Raw genomic sequence first — 21,624 nt, forward strand, 5'->3', positions numbered from 1 at the left:
GCGGGATTTTCCGCTAGCAGGAGAGCAAAATGCCACGCTCTCTTCGTTGATAAAAGGCCGCTATGCGGCCTTTTTCCTTTCTTTACAATGTATCAACATCTTAACCAAGATGCGAATTACAGGTATTCTACCTTCGTTACTTCATATTCAACTTCACCGCCCGGCGTTTTAATAACCACCACGTCATCCTGCTCTTTACCGATCAGGCCACGAGCAATAGGCGAGTTCACCGAAATCAGGTTCTGTTTAAAATCGGCTTCATCATCGCCAACAATACGCCAGGTCTGCTCTTCGTCGTTATCGAGATTCAGCACGGTAACCGTCGCACCGAAAACTACGCGACCATTGTTCGGCATTTTTGTGACGTCGATAACCTGCGCGTTGGACAGTTTAGCTTCGATATCTTTAATGCGCCCTTCGCAGAAACCCTGCTGTTCGCGCGCCGCGTGATACTCTGCATTTTCTTTCAGGTCGCCATGCTCGCGCGCATCTGCGATAGCGGCAATGATTTCAGGACGGCGCACCGATTTCAGAAAATCCAGCTCTTCGCGCAGTTTTTCAGCACCACGTAAGGTCATTGGGATAGCTTGCATTTGTTATACCTCTTGAACATTCCTGTAGGGGGCGGCTGCTCTCACCCCGGCTGCTAAGCCCACTCTGGCATACGCCATGCCAGAGTCAGAAGCAAAAAAATACCGACCCGGGGCTCAGGGTCCCAGGTCAGCTACAATTCTCTATTTGATGATCATTTTACCCTGGAGTTCCCTATGGGTCATCGTTTACTTTTTGGGGCGTTGCGCCGTAGTATGACGGCCTGTTTCCAGGTTGTTAGCGCGAGATTATGCGATTTTCCAGATTTACCATTGGATTGACTGCCAGTATAGCGTTCAGCGTTCAGGCTGCGAACGTCGACGAGTATATCAATCAGCTCCCTGCCGGGGCCAACCTCGCCCTTATGGTACAGAAGGTTGGCGCACCTGCTCCTGCTATTGATTACCATAGCCAGCAGATGGCGCTGCCGGCCAGTACCCAGAAAGTGATCACCGCGCTGGCGGCATTGATTCAGCTCGGGCCTGACTTTCGTTTTACCACCACGCTTGAGACTAAAGGCAACGTGGAAGGCGGCGTTTTGAAAGGTGACTTAGTGGCGCGATTTGGTGCCGATCCGACGCTAAAACGTCAGGATATTCGCAATATGGTGGCAACCCTGAAAAAATCAGGCGTGACGCAAATTGCCGGAAATGTCATGATCGACACCTCCATTTTCGCCAGCCATGATAAGGCTCCTGGTTGGCCCTGGAACGACATGACGCAGTGTTTTAGCGCACCGCCCGCGGCGGCTATTGTCGATCGTAACTGTTTCTCGGTTTCACTCTATAGCGCGCAAAAACCTAACGATCTCGCCTTTATCCGCGTGGCATCTTACTACCCGGTCACCATGTTCAGTCAGGTGCGTACTCTCGCTCGTGGCTCTGCCGAAGCGCAATATTGTGAACTGGACGTGGTTCCAGGCGATCTCAACCGCTTTACGTTGACCGGATGCCTGCCCCAACGAGCCGATCCGCTGCCGCTGGCATTCGCTATTCAGGACGGTGCCAGCTATGCTGGGGCGATTATCAAAGATGAGCTAAAACAAGCCGGTATCACTTACAGCGGGACTCTGTTGCGCCAGACGCTGGTCAACGAGCCGGGGACCGTGGTAGCCAGCAAGCAGTCGGCGCCGCTGCACGACCTGCTTAAGATTATGCTGAAAAAATCGGACAACATGATTGCCGATACCGTTTTCCGTATGATTGGCCATGCACGATTTAACGTGCCAGGTACCTGGCGAGCAGGTTCTGATGCCGTACGCCAGATTCTGCGTCAGCAAGCGGGTATTGATATCGGCAACACCATTATTGCCGACGGTTCTGGTCTCTCGCGCCATAACCTGATTGCCCCAGCGACCATGATGCAGGTGCTGCAATATATCGCTCAGCACGATAACGAGCTGAACTTTATCACCATGCTGCCGCTGGCAGGCCATGACGGCTCTTTGCAATACCGTGCGGGTCTGCATCAGGCTGGCGTAGATGGCAAAGTATCGGCGAAGACAGGCTCACTGCAGGGGGTCTATAACCTGGCAGGCTTCATCACCACGGCAAGCGGTCAGCGCATGGCATTTGTGCAGTATCTGTCTGGTTATGCTGTAGAGCCAGCTGATCAGCGTAATCGCCGTATTCCACTGGTCCGCTTCGAAAGCCGGTTATACAAGGATATTTATCAGAATAACTGAGTATGTTTGCCGGATGGCAGCGCTAACGCACCTAATCCGGCCTTCTGAAACCTGGAAACAAAACCCCGGCAACATGGCCGGGGTTTTTAATGTGATTAACGCTTGTAGATGAACTCAACGCCTTCTTCGTCGTCTTCGTCCCAATCGTCATCCCAGTCATCTTCTGCTTCGTCTTCGACTTCAGCGAGTTGCTGGCGGTGATAATCATCCCACATGAACTCGACTTTCTCTGGCTGTTTCGCTTCTTCAGCCTGAACAATCGGGTTCTCGATGATAAAGGTCATCACATCCCAGCAGAGATCCTTCACGCCCAACTGGCTGGCGGCGGAGATCAGGTAATATTTACCTTCCCAGCCTAACGCTTCGGCGATCGCTTTCGCTTTCTCTTCCGCTTCAGCCTTGTCCAGCAAATCAATTTTGTTGAACACTAACCAACGCGGTTTAGACGCCAGATCCTGGCTGTATTTTTCAAGCTCGCCAATTATGATACGGGCATTTTCAACCGGATCGGAACCGTCAATCGGATCGATATCAATGAGGTGTAGCAGTACGCGGCAGCGTTCCAGGTGTTTCAGGAAGCGGATACCCAAGCCTGCGCCTTCAGCCGCGCCTTCAATCAGACCCGGAATGTCGGCAACCACGAAGCTCTTTTCGTTGTCCATACGTACCACACCCAGGCTCGGAACCAGAGTGGTGAACGGATAGTCAGCGACTTTCGGCTTCGCCGCGGACACCGCACGGATAAACGTCGATTTACCGGCGTTTGGCATGCCCAGCATCCCGACGTCCGCCAGCAGCATCAGCTCCAGCATCAGATCGCGTTTATCGCCCGGTGTACCCATCGTTTTCTGACGCGGAGTACGGTTGACTGAGGATTTGAAACGGGTGTTGCCCAGACCGTGCCAGCCGCCTTTAGCGACCATCAGACGCTGACCGTGTTTGGTCATGTCGCCCATGGTTTCGCCCGTGCCCTGATCGATTACACGCGTACCTACAGGCACTTTAATCGTGACATCTTTACCACGCTTGCCGGTGCAATCACGGCTCGCGCCATTCTGTCCACGTTCCGCGCGGAATGATTTTTCAAAACGGTAATCGATCAGCGTGTTCAGGTTTTCGTCGGCTTCCAGCCAAACGTCACCACCATCACCACCGTCTCCACCGTCCGGACCGCCTTTTGGGATGTACTTTTCGCGGCGGAAGCTGACGCAACCATTACCGCCATCACCTGCAACGACCAGAATCGATGCTTCATCAACAAACTTCATTTTACTCTCCGTAAATCATTCGCCTGAGCGGGGCTGCGAAACCACCGTTTCATGCTTACGTAAACCGCCCCAAATTCGATGACCAATGGCGGAATACATCGCGCCCGCAACCACGATAAACGCACCGAGATAACCTAATAGGTTTAGCATCGGTCTGGCGAAGAAATCGGGCCAGGCCAGTGATAATAAATCTGAAAATAACAACGTAAACAGCGGAGTGAGCGTAATAATGGCGCTCACCTGTGCCGCCTGCCAACGCGCCATCGCTTCCGCGAGAGCACCGTATCCTACCAGCGTATTCAGGCCGCAGAATACAAGGCATGCCAGCTGCCAGTCACTGAGCTGCGTGATGACACCGGGTTTAGCCAACGGCAACAACGCAATCGTACATAAAGTGTACAGTAAAAACAGGATCTGCGGTGATGCCAGGCGGCGCAATAACACCTTTTGCGCGACCCCATAGCTCACCCAGACCATCGCCGCACCAACACCAAAGATAACGCCCCAGGTGTAATCGGTGAGTCGGGTAAAAATTTCGATCAGACTGGTATTAAAAAACAGAACCAGGCCGCTCAGAAGCATAATGGCGCCAATCACCTGCGTACCGCGCATCTTTTCTTTCAGGATAAAGACGCTGGCAATCATCATACCAACCGGTGACAGCTGACCGATAACCTGCGAAGCCGTTGGGCTCAAATATTGCAAGGATGAACTAAACAGAATGAAGTTACCGAACAACCCACCGGTAGCGATAGCCAACAGGATCAGCCAACGCGCTTTGCGAAAAATACGCAACGGAGGGAGCTTTTTTTTAACCGCAAGAATAGCGCCAAGGCCAATGCTTGCCATTAAAAAACGGTAGAACACCACGGTAGGAGGCTCCATCACCTCCAGCACTTGCTTCATCGCTATTGGCAAAGCGCCCCAACATACTGCCGTTGTGAGTGCTAACAGAATACCAATACCTGCCTGCTGCTTCATGCCGTATTCCCTGCAAGGGCTCGTTTCCGGGTTATCACGGCGCGACGAGCGTATTTACCGGCCGTCGAATGTAAAAAGCCCCGCAACGTGTTGCGGGGCTTTTATCCGTTACCGGGACGCGAAAAACTTATTCAGCAACGATGCTGATGAATTTACGGTTTTTCGGGCCTTTCACTTCAAATTTCACTTTACCGTCTGCTTTAGCAAACAGAGTGTGGTCTTTGCCGCAACCAACGTTGGAACCAGCGTGGAATTTAGTACCACGTTGACGAACGATGATGCTACCAGCCAGAACTGTTTCACCGCCGAAGCGTTTTACGCCCAGACGTTTAGCTTCTGAATCGCGACCGTTACGAGTCGAGCCGCCAGCCTTTTTATGTGCCATTTAATCTGCTCCCCTTAACTTAAGCGCTGATGCCAGTGATTTTTACATCAGTGAACCACTGACGATGGCCCTGCTGCTTACGGTAGTGTTTACGACGACGAAACTTAACAATTTTAACTTTCTCGCCACGACCGTGAGCAACAACTTCAGCTTTGATAACGCCGCCATCAACGAAAGGAACGCCGATTTTGACTTCTTCACCGTTTGCGATCATCAGAACTTCTGCGAATTCAACAGATTCGCCAGTTGCGATGTCCAGCTTTTCCAGGCGAACGGTCTGACCTTCGCTTACTCGGTGTTGTTTACCACCACTTTGGAAAACCGCGTACATAAAAAACTCCGCTTCCGCGCACACCTTTTTGATGATTCAGAGTGCGCTATAAATATTCACAATAGGGCGCGAATATTACGCAAAACGCGAGCCTTTGACAAGTGCTACGTCAATACATGAAGAAAAAAAACACAACATGTACGGTAACGTTTATCTATGGCGTTTTTTCAGTACAATCAGCATATATTTATAACCCTAAACCCGACGTTACCTTCCGATACAGTGAGGTAATCGGGGCGAGAAGCCCGGCTTTTGCGATGAATTTAGAAAAAATCAATGAGTTAACCGCGCAAGATATGGCGGGGGTCAATGCGACAATCCTTGAACAGCTCAATTCCGACGTGCAGCTGATCAATCAACTGGGGTACTACATCGTTAGCGGCGGCGGAAAACGCATTCGCCCAATGATCGCCGTACTCGCCGCGCGTGCAGTTGGCTACCAGGAAAATGCGCACGTTACGATTGCAGCCCTCATCGAGTTTATCCACACCGCGACCCTGTTGCACGACGATGTTGTGGATGAGTCCGACATGCGCCGCGGAAAAGCCACGGCGAATGCGGCGTTTGGCAATGCGGCCAGCGTGCTGGTCGGCGATTTTATCTATACCCGCGCTTTTCAGATGATGACCAGCCTCGGTTCGCTGAAAGTGCTGGAAGTCATGTCGAAAGCGGTCAACGTCATCGCCGAAGGTGAAGTCTTGCAGTTGATGAACGTCAACGACCCGGACATCACTGAAGAAAACTATATGCGCGTTATCTACAGTAAGACCGCGCGTTTGTTTGAAGCGGCTGCCCAATGCTCTGGCATTCTGGCTGGTTGCAGCGAAGAACAAGAGAAAGGGTTGCAGGATTATGGCCGTTATCTCGGTACTGCTTTCCAGTTAATTGACGATTTGCTGGATTACAACGCGGATGGTGAGCAACTGGGTAAAAACGTCGGTGATGACCTCAACGAGGGTAAACCAACGCTGCCGCTGCTGCATGCCATGCGCCACGGCACCCCTGAACAAGCACAAATGATCCGCCAGGCTATTGAGCAGGGTAATGGCCGTCACCTTCTGGAGCCTGTTCTGGAAGCGATGAACGCCTGTGGTTCCCTGGAGTGGACTCGCCAACGTGCAGAAGAAGAGGCTGATAAGGCCATCGCTGCGCTGCAGGTACTGCCTGATACGCCGTGGAGAGAAGCGCTGATTGGTCTGGCGCATATCGCCGTACAGCGCGACCGTTAATACCCTGCGGCATCTTTCATCATCCCGTGCCCTGCGCGGGATGCTTTTATAAATTCCAATAAACACTTCCCCCCTCTCCAGCAACCTTCGCATAAATTTGGCATATTCTGAATATACTCACACTTTACATGAACATTTTAGAACATTCGTTCTCCGGGCGTTATAGTGTCTCCACAACCGATCGTGGAACCATAAGTCGATAACCAAAGGAGAGATGAGTTTATGGAAAACAAGCTGATTGACTGGCATCCGGCCGATATCATCGCCGGACTGCGCAAGAAAGGGACCTCAATGGCCGCTGAATCACGTAAAAATGGATTAAGCTCATCAACGCTGGCCAATGCGTTAACACGCCCATGGCCAAAAGGTGAGTTGATTATCGCCCGATCGTTGGGAACCGACCCGTGGGTGATTTGGCCGTCACGCTATCACGATGCAAAAACACATGAATTTATCGACAGAACGCGGATGATGAGGGGACGCAAAGAGAAACAGAATCCTGAATGAACACTGATGAGTAGTAACCCCCGGTTCACAGAACTGGGGGTTACAAGAGACGTAGACGATTACTCGCCTTTCACGCGCTCAATGTTTGCGCCCAGCGCGCGCAGTTTATCTTCGATGCGCTCATAGCCGCGATCGATGTGATAAATACGATCGACTACCGTCGTACCTTCAGCAATACACCCTGCCAGCACGAGGCTTGCAGATGCGCGCAGATCGGTCGCCATAACCTGTGCGCCGGAGAGCGTTTCCACGCCGTGGCAAATCACGGTATTGCTTTCGATTTCTGCGTGAGCGCCCATACGGCTCAGCTCAGGCACGTGCATAAAGCGGTTCTCAAACACGGTTTCCGTGATGAAACCCGTACCTTCTGCCACCAGGTTCAGCAACGTGAACTGGGCCTGCATATCGGTAGGGAACGCCGGGTGCGGCGCTGTGCGCACATTGACCGCTTTCGGACGTTTACCGTGCATGTCCAGGCTGATCCAGTCGTCACCGACTTCGATATCCGCTCCCGCATCACGCAGCTTCGCCAGAACGGCATCCAGCGTGTCAGGTTGTGCATTACGGCAGATAATTTTGCCGCGAGAAATTGCCGCTGCCACCAGGAAAGTACCGGTTTCGATGCGGTCAGGCAGAACGCGATACACACCGCCGCCGAGGCGCTCAACGCCTTCGATGGTAATACGATCGGTACCCTGGCCTGTTATTTTTGCGCCCAGCGCAATCAGGAAGTTCGCGGTATCCACGATCTCCGGTTCACGCGCGGCGTTTTCGATGATGGTAGTGCCTTCGGCAAGCGTTGCTGCGCACATGATAGTGACCGTCGCGCCGACGCTCACTTTGTCCATGACGATATGCGCGCCTTTCAGGCGGCCATCAACGGACGCTTTCACATAGCCTTCTTCAAGCTTAATAGTCGCGCCTAACTGCTCCAGACCAGTAATGTGCAGGTCAACCGGACGCGCGCCGATGGTGCAGCCGCCCGGCAGTGAAACCTGGCCCTGGCCAAAGCGGGCAACCAGTGGCCCAAGCGCCCAGATGGATGCACGCATGGTTTTGACCAAATCGTACGGCGCACAGAAGACGTTCACGTCACGCGCATCAATGTGCACAGAACCATTACGCTCAACTTTCGCCCCCAACTGGCTCAGCAGCTTCATTGAGGTGTCAACATCCTTCAGTTTCGGGACGTTCTGGATCTCTACAGGTTCTTCAGCCAGCAGCGCCGCAAACAGGATCGGCAGCGCGGCGTTTTTAGCGCCTGAAATTGTGACTTCGCCCTGGAGCTTGGTTGGCCCCTGAACACGAAATTTATCCATTATTCTGTTCTCTGTTAAGAATTTATCTTCGCTACCGGCATATCACCCGTAGCTCAAAAACCGTTAAGTTTGCGATCGCGCGCCCATTCCGCTGGAGTAAACGCCTTAATCGACACGGCATGAATGCGGTTGTCCGCAATGTACTCCATCAACGGGCCATAGACCGATTGCTGTTTCTTGACCCGGCTCATGCCTTCAAACATCTCACCCACGGCAATAACCTGAAAGTGACTGCCGTCGCCAGAAACGTGGACTTCCTGGAGGGAGAGTGCATTCATCAGCACGCTCTGAATTTCATTATTTTCCATGGGCTCTTCATTCGTCAGATAGTGAAAACAGCCCAACATCTTAGAGCAAAGTGGCGCTGTCATAAATAAGCAAAAAGCCCCGCTGATAAATCAGACAAGGCTTTAGTGGCAGATCCCCCGCAGAGGAGTTGCCGGATGGCGGCACAAGACCTTATCCGGCTTACAAAAATTAACGCGGAAGAACGTCGTCAGGCAAATTGTAAAGCTGCGCCAGCGTGTACACTTTATCGTTAACGCCAGCGAGCGAAACGCTGTTCCCCTGCTGCTTGCCCTCATTAATCAGGTGCAGCAGTAATGCCAGACCACCGGTATCCACCCGGGAAATCTGGTTCAGGTCGATACAGGATACCCCTTTCATCGCCTCAACTCGCGCATCCCATAATGGGTTTAACACGTCCTGATCCAGCTCTCCCACCAGCACCAGCTTGTCGCCTTCACGCATCCAGGTGAGTGACTGCGTCATTATTTTTTCTCTTCCAGCGTGATTTTCTGCTGAGAAATAGATTTCAGCTGTGCCGTCAGGCCATCAATACCTTTCGTACGCAGCAGGTCGCTCCACTCATTCTGTTTGGTGGTGATCATACTTACGCCTTCAGCAATCATGTCATACGCCTGCCAGTTACCCGTCTGGGAATTTTTACGCCACTGGAAATCCAGACGTACCGGAGGACGACCGTTTGGATCGATGATGGTTACGCGGATAGGCACGATGGTCGCATCACCCAGCGGCTGCTCAGGGGCAATCTGATAGGTCTGGCCGTGGTACATCGCCAGCGCCTGACCGTAAGCCTGCTTCAGATATTCACGGAATGCGGCGAAATAGGCGTCACGCTGAGCCGGGGTCGCATCTTTGTAGTAGCGGCCCAGTACCAGTGCGCCTGCATACTTAACTTGCACGTAAGGCAGCAGTTCCTGATCGACCACCTGACGCAGGTAATCCGGGTTGGAACGGATTTTAGGTTGCTCGTTCTTCAGACGGTCAAACGTCTTCTGCGCCGCCTCATCCATCAGTTTGTACGGGTTCGTCTGGTCCGCTGCGGTTGCCGCGCTAAGTGGAGCAATCACCAGCATAGCCACCATCATCAATCGTTTAAACATACGTCGATTCTCCTGAGATTATTTCGTTGCGCCCGCAGGCGTAGTGGCTTCATTATTGCCTTCAGTTGCGGCTGGCGCATCGCCAGAATTCTTATTGTCATCACCTTTACTGTTGCTGTTGTAAAGGAACTGACCAATCATATCTTCCAGCACCATCGCAGATTTCGTGTCCTGAATCGTACCGCCATCTTTGAGGATAGACGTTCCCAGCTCAGGATCTTCAAAACCTACGTTCAATGCCAGATACTGCTCGCCCAACAGACCGGAAGTACGGATGCTCAGAGAACTGGTGTCAGGAATATGGTTAAAACGCGATTCAATTTCCAGCGTCACGCGCGGCAGGTACGTTTTCTGATCTAACGAGATGTCCGATACGCGTCCTACCACGACCCCGCCAATCCGCACCGGAGAGCGCTCTCTCAGACCGCCGATATTATCAAAGGTCGCATAAATCGTATAAGTCGGTTCAGTACGCATTGAGGTGACGTTCGCCGCCTTCAGGCAGACAAACAGCGCGGCCAGCAGCGCAACCAGCAGGAATAACCCGACCCAAATTTCATTTTTTTTCGTTTGCATGAACTCAATTCCCAAACATCAGTGCGGTCAGCACAAAATCCAGCCCCAGAACGGCAAGAGAGGCGTGCACTACGGTGCGTGTCGTTGCCCGGCTAATCCCGGCAGAGGTCGGGATAGCATCATAACCATTGAACAATGCAATCCAGGTGACCGTAATGGCAAACACCACGCTCTTAATCAGACAGTTGACCAGATCCAGACGCCAGTCGACGGCATTTTGCATAGCCGACCAGAAAAAGCCTGCATCAATACCTTTCCAGCTTACGCCAACCAACGACCCACCCCAGATCCCTACCGCGACAAATATAATCGTCAGCAGCGGCAATGAAATGACACCGGCCCAAAAACGCGGGGAGATCACTCGGCGCAGTGGATCGACGGCCATCATTTCCAGGCTGGAAAGCTGCTCGGTCGCCCGCATCAGGCCAATCTCTGCGGTTAAGGCCGATCCGGCCCGCCCGGCAAACAACAGCGCCGCAACCACCGGCCCCAGCTCACGTAGCAATGACAGCGCCACCAGCATACCGAGGCTGGTTTCCGCACTGTAGGTCGTCAGCACCAGGTATCCCTGCAACCCCAGCACCATGCCGATGAACACGCCAGAAACAATAATGATCAGCATCGATAAGACACCGACATTATAGAGCTGGCGTATCAGCAGCGGCGCATGTTTGCGAAACTCCGGCTTGCCGACAACTGCATTGAACAACATTAATCCGGCTCGCCCGAACGTCCTGAGGGTTTTTATTCCCCGATGTCCGAGTGATGCCAGCGCATTTAACAACATGGGTGGCTTAACTCCCTGTTTTGAGTAAATCGATGTGGTAGTCGCCCGCCGGGTAACGGAACGGAACCGGTCCATCGGCAATGCCATCGAGGAACTGACGCACACGCGGATCGGCATTTTCTTGCAGCGCCTGAGCACTACCGTAGGCCACTATTTTTTTATCCGCCATAATATAGGCGTAATCCGCAATACTCAGCACTTCTGGCACATCATGGGAAACCACCACGCAGGTGACGCCCAGCGCGCTGTTCAGTTCAGAAATCAGCTTCACCAGCACGCCCATGGTGATGGGATCCTGGCCGACGAACGGCTCATCAAACATAATAAGGTCTGGCTCCAGCGCGATAGCACGTGCTAACGCGGCACGACGCGCCATCCCACCGGATAATTCAGAAGGCATTAATTTTGCCGCGCCCCGCAGGCCAACGGCCTCGAGCTTCATCATTACCGTGCTTTTCAGCAGCGGCGCAGGCAGTGTTGTATGCTCGCGCAACGGGTATGCAACGTTGTCAAACACATTCATATCAGTAAACAGCGCACCAGACTGGAATAGCATGCTCATGCGCTTACGCACGGTAAATAAACGCGAACGGGACATGGCCGGGACATTTTCGCCGTCAAACAGGATCTCGCCCTTATCAGGGGAGATTTGTCCGCCGATCAGACGCAACAGCGTCGTTTTGCCGATGCCTGATGGCCCCATGATCGCCGTCACCTTACCACGCGGCACCGTCAGGGAAATATTATCAAAGATGCAGCGGTCGCCTCGGGAAAAGCTGACATCGCGCATATCGATTAGATTCGCCACAGACTGACCCATTGATTCATCCTTTACTATTGCCTCGTTGATCGAAGAGCTTGGCGCTCAATTTAGCCCTGAACCCAGCATATTTACAGATTATTACCTGTCCTGGTTAGCGAAAGCTGGCATTTGTTTTACTTTTTAGCCGCATAAAGTCAAAATTAAGAATTCGTGACGGCTTCCAGAAATCCTTCAAGTGGACCGGCGAGTATACCTGAAGAAAGGACTTTAGATGCTTTTAGCGACGGCGCTGTTAATAATTGGTTTACTTCTGGTGGTCTACGGTGCCGACCGACTGGTATTTGCCGCATCCATTTTATGTCGAAACTTCGGTATTCCCCCCATTATCATCGGGATGACCGTGGTCAGCATTGGTACATCGTTACCCGAGATAATTGTCTCCGTTGCCGCATCGATGAACGGGCAGCTTGATTTAGCCGTCGGTACCGCCATCGGCTCTAACATTACCAACATTCTGCTTATTTTAGGCCTGTCGGCGCTGATTCATCCTTTTACCGTGCATTCTGATGTTCTGCGTCGTGAATTACCGCTAATGTTGCTGGTAAGCATCTTAGCCGCATCGGTCCTGTATGACGGGCAATTGAGTCGCAGCGATGGTTTCTTTCTTCTGCTTCTGGCCGTGCTATGGCTGTTATTCATTGTTAAAATCGCCCGTCTGGCTGAGCGACAAGGTAACGACAGCCTGACCCGCGAGCAGATCGCGGAACTGCCGCGCGAAGGTGGATTACCGGTCGCCTTTTTGTGGTTGGGTATTGCGCTAATTATTATGCCAATGGCAACGCGTATGGTGGTAGATAACGCAACCGTACTGGCGAACTACTTCGCCATGAGCGAACTCACCATCGGGCTGACTGTGGTCGCCATTGGTACCAGCCTGCCGGAGCTGGCAACGGCAATTGCGGGTCTGCGTAAAGGTGAAAACGATATTGCCGTCGGCAACATCATCGGCGCGAACATTTTTAATATTGTTATCGTCCTCGGACTGCCGGCGCTGATTACGCCGGGTGAGGTCAATCCGATGGCCTTCACCCGTGACTATAGCGTCATGCTGCTGGTGAGCGTAATTTTTGCACTACTCTGCTGGCGACGTCCGCGCCAGATTGGTCGCGGCGCGGGTGCGCTGCTGACCGGCGGTTTTATCATATGGCTGGCGATGCTGTATTGGTTATCGCCACTTCTCGTTGGATAACTGGAAACGCATTATGTCGCACTTAGAGTTGCAACCGGGTTTTGACTTTCAGCAAGCAGGCAAGGAAGTCCTGGCAATTGAACGTGAAGGCCTGGCGGAGCTTGATCAGTACATCAACCAAAATTTTACTCTCGCCTGCGAGAAAATATTCAGTTGCCCGGGCAAAGTTGTGGTGATGGGGATGGGGAAATCTGGACATATCGGGCGGAAAATGGCGGCCACATTTGCCAGCACCGGCACCCCCTCATTTTTCGTGCATCCAGGCGAAGCCGCACATGGCGATCTGGGCATGGTCTCGCCGCAGGATGTAGTCATCGCCATCTCTAACTCCGGTGAATCCAATGAGATAGCGGCGTTAATCCCGGTGTTAAAACGTCTTCATGTACCGCTTATCTGCATGACCGGTCGTCCGGAAAGCAGCATGGCGCGTGCGGCAGATGTGCATCTGTGTGTTAAAGTGCCCAAGGAAGCTTGCCCGTTAGGCCTGGCGCCGACCAGCAGCACGACCGCAACGCTGGTGATGGGCGATGCGCTAGCCGTGGCATTATTAAAAGCGCGTGGCTTTACCGCGGAAGATTTTGCGTTATCTCATCCCGGTGGCGCACTAGGCCGTAAGCTTTTACTGCGCGTTAACGATATTATGCATACGGGCGATGAGATCCCGCATGTGACTAAAAGCGCCAGCCTGCGTGACGCCTTACTTGAGATCACGCGTAAAAATCTCGGCATGACCGTCATTTGCGATGATGACATGAAGATTGACGGTATTTTCACCGATGGCGATTTACGTCGCGTCTTCGATATGGGCGTTGATGTTCGCCAGTTAGGCATTGCCGATGTGATGACCCCTGGCGGCATTCGCGTGCGTCCGGGCATTCTTGCCGTCGATGCCCTGAACTTAATGCAGTCCCGCCATATCACCTCGGTTATGGTTGCTGATGGCGACCGGTTACTTGGTGTGTTACATATGCATGATCTGCTGCGTGCAGGTGTAGTGTAAGAAACTCAAGGATAAAGAAAATGAGTAAAGCAGGTGCGTCGCTTGCGACCTGTTATGGACCCGTCAGCACAGACGTTATCACCCGGGCAGAGAACATCCGTTTGCTGATCCTGGATGTGGATGGCGTACTGTCTGATGGTCTGATTTATATGGGCAACAACGGTGAAGAGCTGAAGGCTTTTAACGTCCGCGATGGTTACGGAATTCGCTGTGCGCTCACTTCCGGTATCGAGGTTGCCATTATTACCGGACGAAAGGCTAAACTTGTAGAAGATCGCTGTGCCACATTGGGGATCACGCATTTGTATCAGGGGCAGTCAGACAAACTGGTCGCCTTTAACGATCTCCTTAGCAAACTGGCGATCGCTCCTGAAAATGTTGCGTACGTTGGCGATGATCTGATCGACTGGCCGGTGATGGCACAAGTGGGATTAAGCGTGGCGGTGGCGGATGCTCATCCTTTGCTGATCCCGCGGGCCGATTATGTCACCCGCATCGATGGGGGACGCGGCGCGGTACGCGAAGTCTGCGATTTATTACTCCTGGCGCAGGGCAAACTGGACGAGGCCAAAGGGCAATCGATATGAGCAAAACCAGACGTTGGGTTATCATTCTACTGTCGCTGGCTGTCCTTGTGATGATTGGTATTAATCTGGCAGACAAAGACGACACCGCTGAGGTCGTCGTAAATAACAACGAGCCAACCTATAAGAGCGAACATACTGATACCGTTGTGTATAGTCCCGAAGGCGCACTGAGCTATCACTTGATCGCGCAAAACGTTGAATATTATTCGGAACAAGCGGTTTCGTGGTTTACTCAACCGGTATTAACCACATTTGATAAGGATAAAGTACCGACCTGGACGATCAAGGCTGATAAAGCCAAATTGACCAACGATCGGATGCTATATCTGTACGGCCATGTTGAGGTCAACGCCCTGGTGCCCGACTCTCAACTACGCAGAATTACGACCGATAACGCACAGATTAACCTGGTGACACAAGACGTCACTTCCGATGATCTCGTCACGTTATATGGCACAACATTTAACTCCAGCGGACTGAAGATGCGCGGCAACTTACGCAGCAAGAACGCCGAGCTGATTGAAAAGGTTAGAACCTCATATGAAATCCAAAACAAACAAACTCAGCCTTAATCTTGTGCTTGCCAGCGCACTTCTGGCCGCCAGCATCCCGGCATTCGCCGTCACCGGCGATACCGAGCAGCCGATTCACATTGAGTCGGACCAGCAGTCTCTTGATATGCAAGGCAACGTGGTGACCTTTACTGGCAACGTGATTGTGACTCAGGGCACCATCAAAATTAACGCCGATAAAGTCGTCGTAACCCGCCCTGGCGGTGAAGACGGTAAAGAAGTCATTGATGGCTACGGTAATCCTGCAACCTTTTACCAGATGCAGGACAACGGTAAACCGGTTAAAGGCCACGCCTCACACATGCATTATGAACTGGCGAAAGACTTCGTCGTTCTCACCGGTAAGGCTTACCTGGAACAGCTCGATAGCAACATCACGGGCGATAAGATCACCTATCTGGTGAAAGAGCAGAAAATGCAGGCCTTCAGCGATAAAGGCAAACGCGTCACCACCGTTCTGGTACCGTCGCAGTTGCAGGACAAAAACAAGGCTCCGGCAGAGAAAAAAGGTAACTGATTCGTTATGGCAACATTAACTGCAAAGAACCTTGCAAAAGCCTATAAGGGCCGCCGTGTGGTGGAAGATGTCAGTCTGACCGTCAACTCCGGGGAGATCGTCGGTCTGCTCGGTCCTAACGGTGCGGGCAAGACAACGACCTTTTACATGGTGGTCGGCATTGTTCCGCGTGATGCGGGCAACATTATCATTGATGACGAAGACATCAGCCTGCTGCCTCTGCATGCGCGCGCGCGTCGCGGCATCGGCTACTTGCCGCAGGAAGCGTCTATTTTCCGTCGCCTGAGCGTGTTTGATAACCTGATGGCGGTGCTGCAAATTCGTGACGATCTTACCAGCGAGCAGCGGGAAGATCGCGCCAACGAGCTGATGGAAGAGTTCCACATCGAACACCTGCGTGACAGCATGGGACAGTCGCTCTCCGGTGGTGAACGACGCCGCGTGGAGATCGCCCGCGCACTGGCCGCGAATCCGAAATTTATCCTGCTGGATGAACCGTTTGCCGGTGTTGACCCGATTTCCGTTATTGATATCAAACGGATCATCGAACACCTGCGCGACAGCGGGCTTGGGGTGCTGATTACCGACCATAACGTTCGCGAAACGCTGGCAGTGTGTGAGCGCGCCTACATCGTGAGTCAGGGCCACCTGATCGCGCATGGCACGCCAACAGAAATACTGCAGGATGAGCACGTTAAACGCGTATACCTTGGGGAAGACTTCAGACTCTGATAGGGTAGAAGACTTCACGTCACCGCAGGAGAGAACAACTCTGAACATGAAGCAAGGTTTGCAACTCAGGCTTAGCCAACAACTGGCGATGACGCCTCAGCTACAACAGGCTATCCGTCTGTTGCAGCTGTCCACGCTGGAACTTCAGCAAGAACTTCAGCAAGCGCTGGAAAGTAATCCACTGCTCGAGCAAACCGATCTTCACGACGAAATTGATACCCAGGAAAAACAGGACAGCGAATCCCTCGACACCGCAGATGCTCTCGAACAAAAAGAGATGCCAGAGGAGCTGCCGCTTGACGCCAGTTGGGATGAAATTTACACCGCCGGTACGCCTTCTGGCACCAGCGGGGATTACATCGACGACGAACTGCCTGTGTATCAGGGTGAGACCACGCAATCGCTGCAGGATTACCTGATGTGGCAAGTGGAGCTGACCCCGTTCTCGGATACCGATCGCGCAATTGCGACATCCATTGTTGATGCGGTAGACGAAACCGGTTATCTCACCGTAACCCTGGACGATATTCTCGAAAGCATGGGCGATGACGACGTCGGCATGGACGAAATCGAAGCCGTGCTTAAACGCATTCAGCGTTTTGATCCCGTGGGCGTGGCGGCCAAAGATCTCCGCGACTGCTTATTGATCCAACTTTCCCAGTTTGATAAAGCCACGCCGTGGCTGGAAGAAGCGCGCCTGATCATCAGCGATCACCTCGATCTGTTAGCCAACCATGACTTCCGCACGCTGATGCGCGTAACCCGGCTGAAAGAAGATGTGCTGAAAGAAGCCGTCAATCTTATTCAGTCCCTGGACCCCAGACCTGGGCAGTCTATCCAGACCGGGGAGCCAGAATACGTTATTCCGGATGTACTGGTGCGTAAGCATAACGATCGCTGGGTGGTCGAACTCAACGGCGACAGCATTCCACGGTTGCAGATTAACCAGCACTACGCCGCCATGTGCAACAGCGCGCGCAACGACGCTGACAGCCAGTTTATTCGTAGCAATCTGCAGGATGCAAAGTGGCTGATTAAAAGCCTGGAAAGTCGCAATGATACGCTGCTGCGCGTCAGTCGCTGTATCGTTGAACAGCAGCAAGCCTTCTTTGATCAAGGCGAAGAGTTTATGAAACCGATGGTGCTGGCGGATATCGCCCAGGCCGTCGAGATGCACGAATCGACCATTTCCCGAGTGACCACGCAAAAGTATCTGCACAGTCCGCGCGGCATTTTTGAATTGAAGTATTTCTTTTCCAGTCACGTTAACACTGAAGGCGGAGGCGAAGCCTCATCCACAGCTATCCGTGCACTGGTGAAGAAATTAATTGCTGCGGAAAACCCCGCGAAACCGCTGAGTGACAGCAAGTTAACCTCTATGCTGTCAGAACAGGGTATCATGGTGGCACGCCGCACTGTTGCGAAGTACCGAGAGTCTTTATCCATTCCGCCGTCGAACCAGCGCAAACAGCTGGTCTGACCCAACCGATAAGGAAGACACTATGCAGCTCAACATCACTGGAAACAACGTCGAAATCACTGAAGCCTTACGCGATTTTGTTAATACAAAATTCGCCAAGCTAGAACAATATTTCGACCGGATTAATCAGGTCTATATTGTGTTGAAAGTGGAGAAGGTGACACATATCTCGGATGCAACACTGCATGTGAACGGTGGCGAAATTCATGCCAGCGCGGAAGGTCAGGATATGTACGCCGCCATTGACGGTTTAATTGATAAACTGGCTCGGCAGTTAACAAAACATAAAGATAAACTGAAACAGCACTAACTTGTCCGGGCAGTTAGCGGGTGCAGGACGGCCTGTTGTGTAGCACAACGGGCCATTTGTACAGTTAGCGCTTAGGTGAAATTATGACAAATAACGATACGACTCTACAACTGAGCAATGTTCTTAACCAGGAATGTACACGCGCTGGCGTTCACTGCCAAAGCAAGAAACGCGCGCTGGAAATCATCAGCGAACTGGCGGCAAAACAGCTCAGCTTGCCCTCTCAGGTGGTATTTGAAGCCATTCTGACGCGTGAAAAAATGGGCAGTACCGGCATCGGTAATGGAATTGCTATCCCGCACGGAAAGCTGGAAGAAGACACGATGCGCGCAGTTGGCGTGTTTGTGCAACTTGAAACGCCAATTGCTTTCGACGCCATTGATAATCAACCCGTCGATCTGCTTTTCGCCCTGCTGGTTCCGGCAGACCAAACCAAGACGCATTTGCATACGTTGTCGCTGGTCGCCAAACGTCTGGCCGATAAAACCATCTGCCGCCGCCTGCGCGCAGCACAGAGTGACCAGGAGTTGTATCAAATCATCACGGACACCGAAGGTGGACTGGATGAAGCATAACAACCCAATGGCATCCTTTTTTGTCGTTGTGAGGAGAAACAGTACATGGTACTGATGATCGTCAGCGGTCGTTCGGGGTCAGGAAAATCTGTCGCCCTGCGAGCGCTGGAAGATATGGGTTTTTACTGCGTGGATAACCTTCCCGTAGTGCTGTTGCCCGATCTGGCTCGTACTCTGGCCGATCGCCAGATTTCTGCGGCCGTCAGCATTGATGTGCGCAACATGCCTGAGTCCCCAGAGATTTTCGAGCAGGCAATGAACAATCTGCCTGAAGGCTTCTCACCACAGTTGCTGTTCCTTGACGCCGATCGTAACACCCTGATTCGCCGCTACAGCGACACGCGTCGCCTGCATCCTCTTTCCAGCAAGAACTTATCTCTGGAGAGCGCTATCGATAAGGAAAGCGATTTGCTGGAGCCGCTGCGCTCTCGTGCTGACCTGATCGTGGATACCTCCGAAATGTCCGTGCACGAACTGGCGGAAATGTTGCGTACCCGCCTGCTGGGCAAGCGTGAACGCGAGTTGACGATGGTATTCGAATCCTTTGGTTTCAAACACGGTATCCCAATTGACGCGGATTACGTCTTTGACGTGCGTTTCCTGCCTAACCCGCACTGGGATCCGAAGCTGCGCCCGATGACCGGTCTTGACCGCCCCGTCGCCGCCTTTCTTGACAGGCACACAGAAGTACACAATTTTATCTACCAGACTCGCAGCTATCTTGAGCTATGGTTACCCATGCTGGAGACCAACAACCGCAGCTACCTCACCGTAGCTATTGGCTGTACCGGCGGGAAACACCGTTCGGTGTATATTGCAGAGCAGCTGGCAGACTACTTCCGCTCACGCGGTAAAAACGTACAGTCACGCCATCGTACGCTGGAAAAACGTAAATCATGACCGTGAAGCAAACTGTTGAAATCACGAATAAGCTGGGTATGCATGCTCGCCCAGCCATGAAACTGTTTGAATTGATGCAGGGTTTTGAAGCAGAAGTTTTGCTGCGTAATGATGAAGGAACGGAAGCCGAGGCAAACAGTGTTATCGCTCTGCTGATGCTGGATTCCGCCAAAGGGCGTCAGATAGAAGTTGAAGCCACGGGTCCACAGGAAGTGGAAGCCCTGGCAGCGGTGATTGCCCTGTTTAATTCAGGGTTTGATGAAGATTAGTCGAGTACCTGAAGCGCTGCGCTCATCAGGCCTACACGGCAACGTCACACTCCCGTAGGCCGGATCCGTATCCGGCAATAAACCCGTTAATACAGCTTATTTTCCCGCATAAACGACTCACCGCCTAGCTGGCGCATTTGGCGCATAATCCACGCCTGACGGCTACGTACATAACCAGAAGGCGCATTCGCTTTAAAACGCAAAGGATTGGGTAATACCGCCGCCAGCAAGGCCGCTTCAGACAGACTCAGCCGACTGGCTGGCTTATGGAAATAGCGCTGCGCCGCTGCCTCCACGCCGAAAACCCCATCACCAAACTCAGCAATATTCAGGTAAACGGTCAGAATACGCTTCTTGCTCCAGACGGTTTCCATACCCAGCGTTAGCCCGGCTTCGAGACCTTTACGCACCCAGCTACGTCCATCCCACAGAAAGAGGTTTTTTGCCGTCTGTTGCGATAACGTCGACGCCCCGCGAATACGGTTTTCATTACGTTCGTTGTGCGCCAGCGCTTTCTCTATGGCGGAAACATCGAATCCCCAGTGCTCGGGAAACTTCTGGTCCTCCGCGGCGATCACCGCCAGTCCCATCCACGGTGAGATCTCATCCATGCTCACCCAGTCCGAGTGCGCCACATAACCGAAATCACCGGACAGCCATGCGCTCAGTTGCCGCTCGACCATCACGGCAGAGAAAGGGACTGGCATCACACTGAAAAGGGCGATGCCCCCGCCCCAGAATACGGCGAGGACAACGACCGCCCGCAGAAAGATACGTCGCAGAAAGGCGGTAACTCCTTTTCTCATTCAGCCAGCACCAGCACACGTGATACCAGTTTATCGATACCACTCGCGGCCTGAGCGATGTCCTGCGCCAGCATATAGGCGGGAGTAGTGACGATTTTGTTGTCTTCATCAACGACAATGTCATCAACCGGACAAGGCACATGCTCAGCGCCCATCTCTTCCAGCACCTCTGCCGTATCAATATCAGTACCAATGGTCAGACGCAGCGGAAAGTCAAAAATTTTAGGTAACATGGCAGGCGCAATGCACATAAATCCCAGCGGCTTACCCGCCTGATTCATAGCCACCGCCAGCGCAGCTAAGTCGCTATCAACCCGGCACTCACTGCCCTGGCTGGCAAAATTGCTCAGATTTTTGGCCGCGCCAAACCCGCCTGGCACGATCAACGCATCCAGTTCCGTTGAGACTGCCTGAGCAAGTGGGCGAATATCACCGCGTGTTATACGGGCGGCTTCAATCAGCACATTACGCGTTTCCTGCATCGGCTCGCCGGTCAGATGATTAATCACATCCGCTTGTTGTTTATCCGGTGCGAAACAGACGGCCTGAGCGCCGTTGCGGGCAATCGCCAGAAGCGTGAGAACAGTTTCATGGATCTCTGCGCCGTCATACACGCCGCATCCGCTGAGCACTACACCCACTTTTTTCATCGTGATACTCCTTTCTCAACTGGCTGAAACATATTAGTTATTATGATTTAAATGCTACGCTTCACACATTTAACTGATTCATGTAACAAATTATTTAAGATTTGCTATCTTAACTGCGTGCGGCCTGAAAATTAGGGCTGCGCCCTTGTA

Annotated in this window: 28 protein-coding genes; 14 read left to right on the forward strand and 14 right to left on the reverse strand. The window is 52.5% G+C overall.

The window, feature by feature from the left end; all coding sequences use genetic code 11:
• Nucleotides 1-116 precede the first annotated feature (116 nt).
• Nucleotides 117-593 (reverse strand): transcription elongation factor GreA, encoded by a 477-nt coding sequence (greA, locus tag GPJ68_RS22280; RefSeq protein WP_016154674.1) that lies wholly within the window; start codon nucleotides 591-593, stop codon nucleotides 117-119.
• Between the two features lie 248 nt (nucleotides 594-841).
• On the opposite strand from greA, the gene dacB reads away from it, so the two are divergent.
• Nucleotides 842-2,275, forward strand: coding sequence for a serine-type D-Ala-D-Ala carboxypeptidase (dacB, locus tag GPJ68_RS22285; RefSeq protein WP_046276011.1), 1,434 nt, complete (start codon nucleotides 842-844; stop codon nucleotides 2,273-2,275).
• 95 nt (nucleotides 2,276-2,370) lie between these two features.
• Here the strand turns inward: dacB and cgtA are convergent, their stop codons facing one another.
• From cgtA to rplU, 4 genes are all read right to left on the reverse strand, one after another.
• Nucleotides 2,371-3,543 carry an Obg family GTPase CgtA gene (gene cgtA, locus GPJ68_RS22290; protein WP_016154676.1) on the reverse strand — a complete coding sequence of 391 codons (1,173 nt, stop codon included), beginning with the start codon at nucleotides 3,541-3,543 and terminating at the stop codon, nucleotides 2,371-2,373.
• A 15-nt stretch (nucleotides 3,544-3,558) separates the two neighbouring features.
• A complete protein-coding gene (locus GPJ68_RS22295; protein ID WP_016154677.1) occupies nucleotides 3,559-4,524 on the reverse strand; it encodes a DMT family transporter in 966 nt (321 codons plus the stop codon).
• A 127-nt stretch (nucleotides 4,525-4,651) separates the two neighbouring features.
• Nucleotides 4,652-4,909: a 50S ribosomal protein L27 gene (rpmA, locus tag GPJ68_RS22300; protein ID WP_003025030.1), complete on the reverse strand. Its 258-nt coding sequence runs from the start codon at nucleotides 4,907-4,909 to the stop codon at nucleotides 4,652-4,654.
• A gap of 19 nt (nucleotides 4,910-4,928) precedes the next feature.
• The gene (gene rplU / locus GPJ68_RS22305; protein WP_003025032.1) at nucleotides 4,929-5,240 is read right to left on the reverse strand and encodes a 50S ribosomal protein L21; all 312 of its coding nucleotides are present in this window, start codon (nucleotides 5,238-5,240) and stop codon (nucleotides 4,929-4,931) included.
• A 257-nt stretch (nucleotides 5,241-5,497) separates the two neighbouring features.
• On the opposite strand from rplU, the gene ispB reads away from it, so the two are divergent.
• Together ispB and sfsB are read left to right on the forward strand one after the other, a co-directional pair.
• Entirely contained in the window at nucleotides 5,498-6,469 is a 972-nt protein-coding gene (gene ispB, locus GPJ68_RS22310; RefSeq protein ID WP_019077785.1) for an octaprenyl diphosphate synthase, read from the forward strand.
• 222 nt (nucleotides 6,470-6,691) lie between these two features.
• Nucleotides 6,692-6,976 (forward strand): DNA-binding transcriptional regulator SfsB, encoded by a 285-nt coding sequence (sfsB, locus tag GPJ68_RS22315; protein WP_016154679.1) that lies wholly within the window; start codon nucleotides 6,692-6,694, stop codon nucleotides 6,974-6,976.
• 59 nt (nucleotides 6,977-7,035) lie between these two features.
• Here sfsB and murA read toward each other — a convergent pair whose 3' ends face one another.
• From murA to mlaF, 7 genes are all read right to left on the reverse strand, one after another.
• On the reverse strand, nucleotides 7,036-8,295 hold the full coding sequence (murA, locus tag GPJ68_RS22320) for a UDP-N-acetylglucosamine 1-carboxyvinyltransferase (RefSeq protein WP_003839949.1): 1,260 nt from the start codon (nucleotides 8,293-8,295) through the stop codon (nucleotides 7,036-7,038).
• 53 nt (nucleotides 8,296-8,348) lie between these two features.
• A complete protein-coding gene (ibaG, locus tag GPJ68_RS22325; RefSeq protein ID WP_003025040.1) occupies nucleotides 8,349-8,603 on the reverse strand; it encodes a BolA family iron metabolism protein IbaG in 255 nt (84 codons plus the stop codon).
• Nucleotides 8,604-8,772: 169 nt separating this feature from the next.
• Complete coding sequence (gene mlaB, locus GPJ68_RS22330) at nucleotides 8,773-9,066, reverse strand: lipid asymmetry maintenance protein MlaB (RefSeq protein WP_016154680.1); 294 nt, start codon at nucleotides 9,064-9,066, stop codon at nucleotides 8,773-8,775.
• The gene (gene mlaC / locus GPJ68_RS22335; RefSeq protein ID WP_016154681.1) at nucleotides 9,066-9,701 is read right to left on the reverse strand and encodes a phospholipid-binding protein MlaC; all 636 of its coding nucleotides are present in this window, start codon (nucleotides 9,699-9,701) and stop codon (nucleotides 9,066-9,068) included. The genes mlaB and mlaC overlap by 1 nt, the downstream gene beginning before the upstream one ends.
• Nucleotides 9,702-9,719: 18 nt before the next feature.
• Entirely contained in the window at nucleotides 9,720-10,277 is a 558-nt protein-coding gene (mlaD, locus tag GPJ68_RS22340) for an outer membrane lipid asymmetry maintenance protein MlaD (RefSeq protein ID WP_016154682.1), read from the reverse strand.
• A gap of 4 nt (nucleotides 10,278-10,281) precedes the next feature.
• Nucleotides 10,282-11,064, reverse strand: a complete 783-nt coding sequence (mlaE, locus tag GPJ68_RS22345) for a lipid asymmetry maintenance ABC transporter permease subunit MlaE (RefSeq protein WP_003025053.1) — start codon at nucleotides 11,062-11,064, stop codon at nucleotides 10,282-10,284.
• A gap of 7 nt (nucleotides 11,065-11,071) precedes the next feature.
• Nucleotides 11,072-11,884 carry a phospholipid ABC transporter ATP-binding protein MlaF gene (gene mlaF, locus GPJ68_RS22350; RefSeq protein ID WP_016154683.1) on the reverse strand — a complete coding sequence of 271 codons (813 nt, stop codon included), beginning with the start codon at nucleotides 11,882-11,884 and terminating at the stop codon, nucleotides 11,072-11,074.
• Between the two features lie 214 nt (nucleotides 11,885-12,098).
• Between mlaF and GPJ68_RS22355 the strand changes: the two genes are divergently transcribed.
• From GPJ68_RS22355 to npr, 11 genes are all read left to right on the forward strand, one after another.
• The gene (locus GPJ68_RS22355; RefSeq protein WP_016154684.1) at nucleotides 12,099-13,076 is read left to right on the forward strand and encodes a calcium/sodium antiporter; all 978 of its coding nucleotides are present in this window, start codon (nucleotides 12,099-12,101) and stop codon (nucleotides 13,074-13,076) included.
• Nucleotides 13,077-13,089: 13 nt separating this feature from the next.
• Nucleotides 13,090-14,076: an arabinose-5-phosphate isomerase KdsD gene (kdsD, locus tag GPJ68_RS22360; RefSeq protein WP_016154685.1), complete on the forward strand. Its 987-nt coding sequence runs from the start codon at nucleotides 13,090-13,092 to the stop codon at nucleotides 14,074-14,076.
• 20 nt (nucleotides 14,077-14,096) lie between these two features.
• Nucleotides 14,097-14,663: a 3-deoxy-manno-octulosonate-8-phosphatase KdsC gene (kdsC, locus tag GPJ68_RS22365; RefSeq protein WP_046276014.1), complete on the forward strand. Its 567-nt coding sequence runs from the start codon at nucleotides 14,097-14,099 to the stop codon at nucleotides 14,661-14,663.
• Entirely contained in the window at nucleotides 14,660-15,235 is a 576-nt protein-coding gene (lptC, locus tag GPJ68_RS22370; RefSeq protein ID WP_016154687.1) for an LPS export ABC transporter periplasmic protein LptC, read from the forward strand. Before kdsC ends, lptC begins: the two co-directional genes overlap by 4 nt.
• Nucleotides 15,204-15,752 carry a lipopolysaccharide ABC transporter substrate-binding protein LptA gene (gene lptA / locus GPJ68_RS22375; RefSeq protein WP_016154688.1) on the forward strand — a complete coding sequence of 183 codons (549 nt, stop codon included), beginning with the start codon at nucleotides 15,204-15,206 and terminating at the stop codon, nucleotides 15,750-15,752. Before lptC ends, lptA begins: the two co-directional genes overlap by 32 nt.
• A 6-nt stretch (nucleotides 15,753-15,758) precedes the next feature.
• The gene (gene lptB / locus GPJ68_RS22380; protein WP_003025073.1) at nucleotides 15,759-16,484 is read left to right on the forward strand and encodes an LPS export ABC transporter ATP-binding protein; all 726 of its coding nucleotides are present in this window, start codon (nucleotides 15,759-15,761) and stop codon (nucleotides 16,482-16,484) included.
• Between the two features lie 46 nt (nucleotides 16,485-16,530).
• Nucleotides 16,531-17,964, forward strand: a complete 1,434-nt coding sequence (rpoN, locus tag GPJ68_RS22385) for an RNA polymerase factor sigma-54 (protein ID WP_016154689.1) — start codon at nucleotides 16,531-16,533, stop codon at nucleotides 17,962-17,964.
• Nucleotides 17,965-17,986: 22 nt separating this feature from the next.
• On the forward strand, nucleotides 17,987-18,274 hold the full coding sequence (hpf, locus tag GPJ68_RS22390) for a ribosome hibernation promoting factor (protein WP_003025078.1): 288 nt from the start codon (nucleotides 17,987-17,989) through the stop codon (nucleotides 18,272-18,274).
• Between the two features lie 83 nt (nucleotides 18,275-18,357).
• A complete protein-coding gene (gene ptsN, locus GPJ68_RS22395; RefSeq protein WP_016154690.1) occupies nucleotides 18,358-18,849 on the forward strand; it encodes a PTS IIA-like nitrogen regulatory protein PtsN in 492 nt (163 codons plus the stop codon).
• Nucleotides 18,850-18,894: 45 nt separating this feature from the next.
• Nucleotides 18,895-19,749: an RNase adapter RapZ gene (gene rapZ / locus GPJ68_RS22400; RefSeq protein ID WP_003025085.1), complete on the forward strand. Its 855-nt coding sequence runs from the start codon at nucleotides 18,895-18,897 to the stop codon at nucleotides 19,747-19,749.
• The gene (gene npr, locus GPJ68_RS22405; protein ID WP_003828770.1) at nucleotides 19,746-20,018 is read left to right on the forward strand and encodes a PTS phosphocarrier protein NPr; all 273 of its coding nucleotides are present in this window, start codon (nucleotides 19,746-19,748) and stop codon (nucleotides 20,016-20,018) included. The genes rapZ and npr overlap by 4 nt, the downstream gene beginning before the upstream one ends.
• A gap of 86 nt (nucleotides 20,019-20,104) precedes the next feature.
• Here npr and mtgA read toward each other — a convergent pair whose 3' ends face one another.
• Nucleotides 20,105-20,824 carry a monofunctional biosynthetic peptidoglycan transglycosylase gene (mtgA, locus tag GPJ68_RS22410; protein WP_016157575.1) on the reverse strand — a complete coding sequence of 240 codons (720 nt, stop codon included), beginning with the start codon at nucleotides 20,822-20,824 and terminating at the stop codon, nucleotides 20,105-20,107.
• Nucleotides 20,821-21,474 carry an isoprenoid biosynthesis glyoxalase ElbB gene (elbB, locus tag GPJ68_RS22415; protein ID WP_103284283.1) on the reverse strand — a complete coding sequence of 218 codons (654 nt, stop codon included), beginning with the start codon at nucleotides 21,472-21,474 and terminating at the stop codon, nucleotides 20,821-20,823. Before elbB ends, mtgA begins: the two co-directional genes overlap by 4 nt.
• Nucleotides 21,475-21,624 lie beyond the last annotated feature (150 nt).

This window comes from Citrobacter sp. 172116965, from assembly GCF_013458095.1.
In the GTDB taxonomy this organism is placed as follows: Bacteria; Pseudomonadota; Gammaproteobacteria; order Enterobacterales; family Enterobacteriaceae; genus Citrobacter; species Citrobacter braakii.